The 3,634-nt window shown below is 40.0% G+C and carries 7 protein-coding genes; 1 reads left to right on the forward strand and 6 read right to left on the reverse strand.

Annotated features, from left to right (window positions below):
- From RYP29_RS08535 to RYP29_RS08560, 6 genes are all read right to left on the reverse strand, one after another.
- Nucleotides 1–226: N-acetylmuramoyl-L-alanine amidase (locus RYP29_RS08535; RefSeq protein WP_311533112.1), on the reverse strand; the 226-nt coding region annotated here is incomplete at its 3' end.
- Nucleotides 223–555, reverse strand: a complete 333-nt coding sequence (locus tag RYP29_RS08540; RefSeq protein ID WP_311533114.1) for a hypothetical protein — start codon at nt 553–555, stop codon at nt 223–225. The genes RYP29_RS08535 and RYP29_RS08540, both read right to left, overlap by 4 nt.
- Complete coding sequence (locus RYP29_RS08545) at nt 521–859, reverse strand: hypothetical protein (RefSeq protein ID WP_302065092.1); 339 nt, start codon at nt 857–859, stop codon at nt 521–523. The genes RYP29_RS08540 and RYP29_RS08545 overlap by 35 nt, the downstream gene beginning before the upstream one ends.
- An 85-nt stretch (nt 860–944) precedes the next feature.
- The gene (locus RYP29_RS08550; protein WP_311533117.1) at nt 945–1,829 is read right to left on the reverse strand and encodes a collagen-like protein; all 885 of its coding nucleotides are present in this window, start codon (nt 1,827–1,829) and stop codon (nt 945–947) included.
- Nucleotide 1,830: 1 nt separating this feature from the next.
- Nucleotides 1,831–2,166, reverse strand: coding sequence for a hypothetical protein (locus RYP29_RS08555; RefSeq protein ID WP_311533118.1), 336 nt, complete (start codon nt 2,164–2,166; stop codon nt 1,831–1,833).
- 143 nt (nt 2,167–2,309) lie between these two features.
- Nucleotides 2,310–2,711, reverse strand: a complete 402-nt coding sequence (locus RYP29_RS08560; protein ID WP_311533120.1) for a hypothetical protein — start codon at nt 2,709–2,711, stop codon at nt 2,310–2,312.
- Between the two features lie 77 nt (nt 2,712–2,788).
- Here RYP29_RS08560 and RYP29_RS08565 point away from each other — a divergent pair, with 77 nt between their 5' ends.
- On the forward strand, nt 2,789–3,622 hold the full coding sequence (locus RYP29_RS08565; protein ID WP_311533122.1) for a tyrosine-type recombinase/integrase: 834 nt from the start codon (nt 2,789–2,791) through the stop codon (nt 3,620–3,622).
- Nucleotides 3,623–3,634 lie beyond the last annotated feature (12 nt).

Below are 3,634 nucleotides of genomic sequence, written 5' to 3' on the forward strand. Positions count from 1 at the left end.
AATGCAAGGATACGAATATATCAGCTCCCCAAGAATCGGATTCAGCGCATACTAGTCCTAAATCGTCATCTTGAAGAGTACGAACTTCGCACCCTGCTGTTTCTAAGTAGCGTGCTAACATCTTGCCCGCATCACGTGCCACATCACATTCGCGTGTACCATACACCGGATTCACCGCACCACTATCTAAGTTAATGTCGTGTCCTGGGTTAATAAATACTTTCATCGTTTATCCTCCTTTTCTAATTGATCGGGAACACCGTTACCATCCTTATCTATCCATAGCGCCAAGAACCCTACAAGGGCTGTTAATACGCTAGGGATAAATATATGGTCGATAATAGTTATCCCTGTATTAATAATTTTTATCGTCATATCGTCAGCATAGCCGCGAATGAACACCATAATGTATTCGCTAACAACTAGTAAAATAGGCACTAGCATGACAAATACTAGCGCCCTGGTAGCAAATATTCCTGTAGGGTGGAAATTGGCCCCACTAACGGATCGATATGATTTTTTAACTGTACTGATGAGATTTGGTGGTATGTTCATGTAGTTCCTCCTTAATATCATCAACACGAGCCTCGATACCATCAACACGAGATGTTAATTTTACGTGCTCTGTGTATGCTTTGGTTCGTTGCTCACGTGAAAGTTTGATTTCTTCTTTCAAGTCCTTCAACGTATCGGTAAGCGCGCCCATTTTTTCTTGGAGCATCAGATTATCTTGCATTCTTTGAAGGTCTAATTTTTCAAGTAAAGGAATAACCAACAATCTATACCCTGCCCCAGCAACTACACCTACTATTGTGAGCGTAGTTAAAATATCATTTAGTTCAAATTGCCATGTCCACATTCAGCAACTCCTTTCTATTCCCATGAAATCAGTTAATTCTTGCCTTTCTTCTCCCTGTGTTAGCTAATTATTCATTATTTAACTCCTATAAGTGTTCTAAATCAGCTATACGTTTCTTTAAAGCTTCAATATCTTTATTGTATTGTTCTTTAGGAACATAGTTATTTAAATCGGAATACTTAGCAAAGGATCGTGCTTGAATGTTATTAACATAACGGCTAGCCGCATCGCCAGGCGTTAAGGCGTATTGTCCAATTTCCGTTTTTCTAATAAAACTACCTAAATCACCTTTATAAGCAAACGTTTGAGCCGCCCAGCCTTTTTGAGCATAATGGTTATTGGCGTCTGTTCTAGATAAATAGTTATTTAGCTCTGTTTTGAGTGCGTATTTAGATAAATCCACACTACCACCAGGACCACCCGTACCGCCAGTACCTGGAGGCCCTGGTGGACCTTGCGGTCCTGGGTCCCCTTTAGGGCCTTTAAGTGCTGCAAGTTGTTCGGGAGTAAAATCACTATATTTAAATGGCTCACCATTATCGCCCTTCGGCCCTTTAAGTGCGTTAAGTTGGTCTTGCGTAAAATCGGAAAATTTAAAAGGTTCACCTTTCGGCCCTGGTGGTCCTTGTAGTCCTCTTTCGCCGTCTGCTCCACGCTCCCCAGGAGTTCCAGGTTCACCTTTAATGCCAGGTGGTCCTTGCAAGCCTTGTTCGCCTTTAGCTCCTTTTAAATTCTCTAATTGCTCTGATGTGAACATAGCATAAGTAAACGGCTTCCCTTCTTTACCAGAATCACCTTTAGGGCCAGGGTCGCCCTGTGGTCCTGGAGGACCTTGCGGTCCAGGGTCTCCCTTTGGGCCTTGCAACTTAACAATTTGCATATTGTCTTTGACTTTAATATTTTCATCACCGTCTTTGATGTGGATGCTATCAACAGAAGAAGGTTTCAAATATACGTTTTCTTCGTTCATATCATTTCCCCCTATTGCTGATACCTTCAATTATGTCAACTTGCCCTTTAACAAGGCATTTAATAGGGCGGTTGCCATTCCAAATGAATAAATCCCATTGATATTTACCAGCTTCTAAAGTGTTTGTATCAAGGGAAAGAGTGATTTTAGATGCTTCATCGTTTTCTAGATTGTCAGTAGATACGCTAATATCAAACTTTGCTTTATAATCTTCGTCCGTCCGATATTTACGAACACAGGCGAATAGATTTTCACTCGCCACAACATTGTTATACCCAATGTTAAGAGAAATTATCTCCCCTTTGACTGCATTAAAGTTGTGTAAGACTGGTAGCATCTGTATCATCCTTGTTTGAATTTAGTAAATCATTATGTACGCATCCTTCAGTTGGACACGTTCCATCATCATTAAGAACTTCCCAACAGTACTCACAGAATTCCATTACCGGAACTTTACTATCACCGATATATTTAGGCATATTATTGCACCTCCTTGATTCGTGCTACCATTTCGCTATTCAACTTGATATATTGGGCACTAATTGCATTAGTAGGTTTTCCCATGAGCAGCAATCGGCGTTGAGCCTCTTCTAGCGTTTTAAAACGTGGTTCATATTCGCCTTTTATGGCGTTTATTTTTTCTTCCTTCGTCGGAATGTATTCAACTACTGGCGCGTCTTCGAACATACCATCCTTATAAATTTTTCCATCGAGAAAGGCATCTAGCATGTCATCTCCGCCATATATATATTGAGCTGCCTCCGGATATTGTTCTTTAGCTTGCTTAAGCAAAGCCTCTTCACCGATAGGTACTATCATATTATCTACGATTGACGTAATTCGACGTCCGTCTGCATCAAGGACATGGATATAATTATTCATATATACCTCCTAATTAATGAAAGGATATAACAATGAATAGCACTATTAAGCACTACCCAAGAAATGCGTATCTCCGTATGCACCGCGGAAGTGCGTGCGTTGAAACGCTTAAAAGTATTTATGAAAAATGGCTGCCTACTCGTGTTGGAATCGTGAGTAAATCAGCCATTGAATCATATCGCATTGCCTATGATCATATTCAATCAATTGCTACTATTCCTATTAACCTAATCAAATACTCTGATATGCAATGCGTGATTGATAGCATGCGAGATAACGGCCTATCCTACTCATCAGCCAAGAAGGTACGCACATTACTTTCATTGCTATCTAAATATGCAATTGTTAATGACATCGATATTAAGGATTACACCCCTTTTCTTAATCTCGGCCATGATGTTAGCGTGTATCCTCATAAGCCATTCACTCGCCAACAGATTAATCGATTGTGGAGTCTGGATACTCCCGATACTTATGGCGTTCTAATACTCTTATATACAGGTATGCGTTGCGGTGAATTATTATCACTTTGTAAAAATGATATTAACCTCCGCACTAAATGTCTTATAGTACGTCAATCTAAAACTGAGGCTGGCCGTAATCGTCTAATTCCTATTCATAGTCGAATATTGCCAATAGTTACAATCTTGTATCACAATTCATCAGATAGGATACTACCTATTTCTTATGCACAATTTAGTAAGCAGTTTAAATCAGTAATGACTTCAATCAAATGTTCCCATTCAACTCATGATTGTCGTCATACATTAGCTACTCTACTAGATAAGTATGGTGCATCACCTACTGCTACTCGCGCCATTCTTGGCCATAAGCATGGAGATATTACAACCAAAGTCTACACACATAAAGAATTGCGTGAATTACGCAAGGCCATTGAGTTATTGCCCTAGAGCCAATGGGGA

The sequence above is a fragment of the uncultured Veillonella sp. genome (assembly GCF_963534045.1).
Taxonomy (GTDB): Bacteria; Bacillota; Negativicutes; order Veillonellales; family Veillonellaceae; genus Veillonella.

Excerpts from the sequence above, each read along its gene's own strand:
- RYP29_RS08540 (WP_311533114.1), bottom strand. The coding sequence starts at position 555 with ATGAACATACCACCAAATCTCATCAGTACAGTTAAAAAATCATATCGA.
- RYP29_RS08545 (WP_302065092.1), bottom strand. The coding sequence starts at position 859 with ATGTGGACATGGCAATTTGAACTAAATGATATTTTAACTACGCTCACA.
- RYP29_RS08550 (WP_311533117.1), bottom strand. The coding sequence starts at position 1,829 with ATGAACGAAGAAAACGTATATTTGAAACCTTCTTCTGTTGATAGCATC.
- RYP29_RS08555 (WP_311533118.1), bottom strand. The coding sequence starts at position 2,166 with ATGCTACCAGTCTTACACAACTTTAATGCAGTCAAAGGGGAGATAATT.
- RYP29_RS08560 (WP_311533120.1), bottom strand. The coding sequence starts at position 2,711 with ATGAATAATTATATCCATGTCCTTGATGCAGACGGACGTCGAATTACG.
- RYP29_RS08565 (WP_311533122.1), top strand. The coding sequence starts at position 2,789 with ATGCACCGCGGAAGTGCGTGCGTTGAAACGCTTAAAAGTATTTATGAA.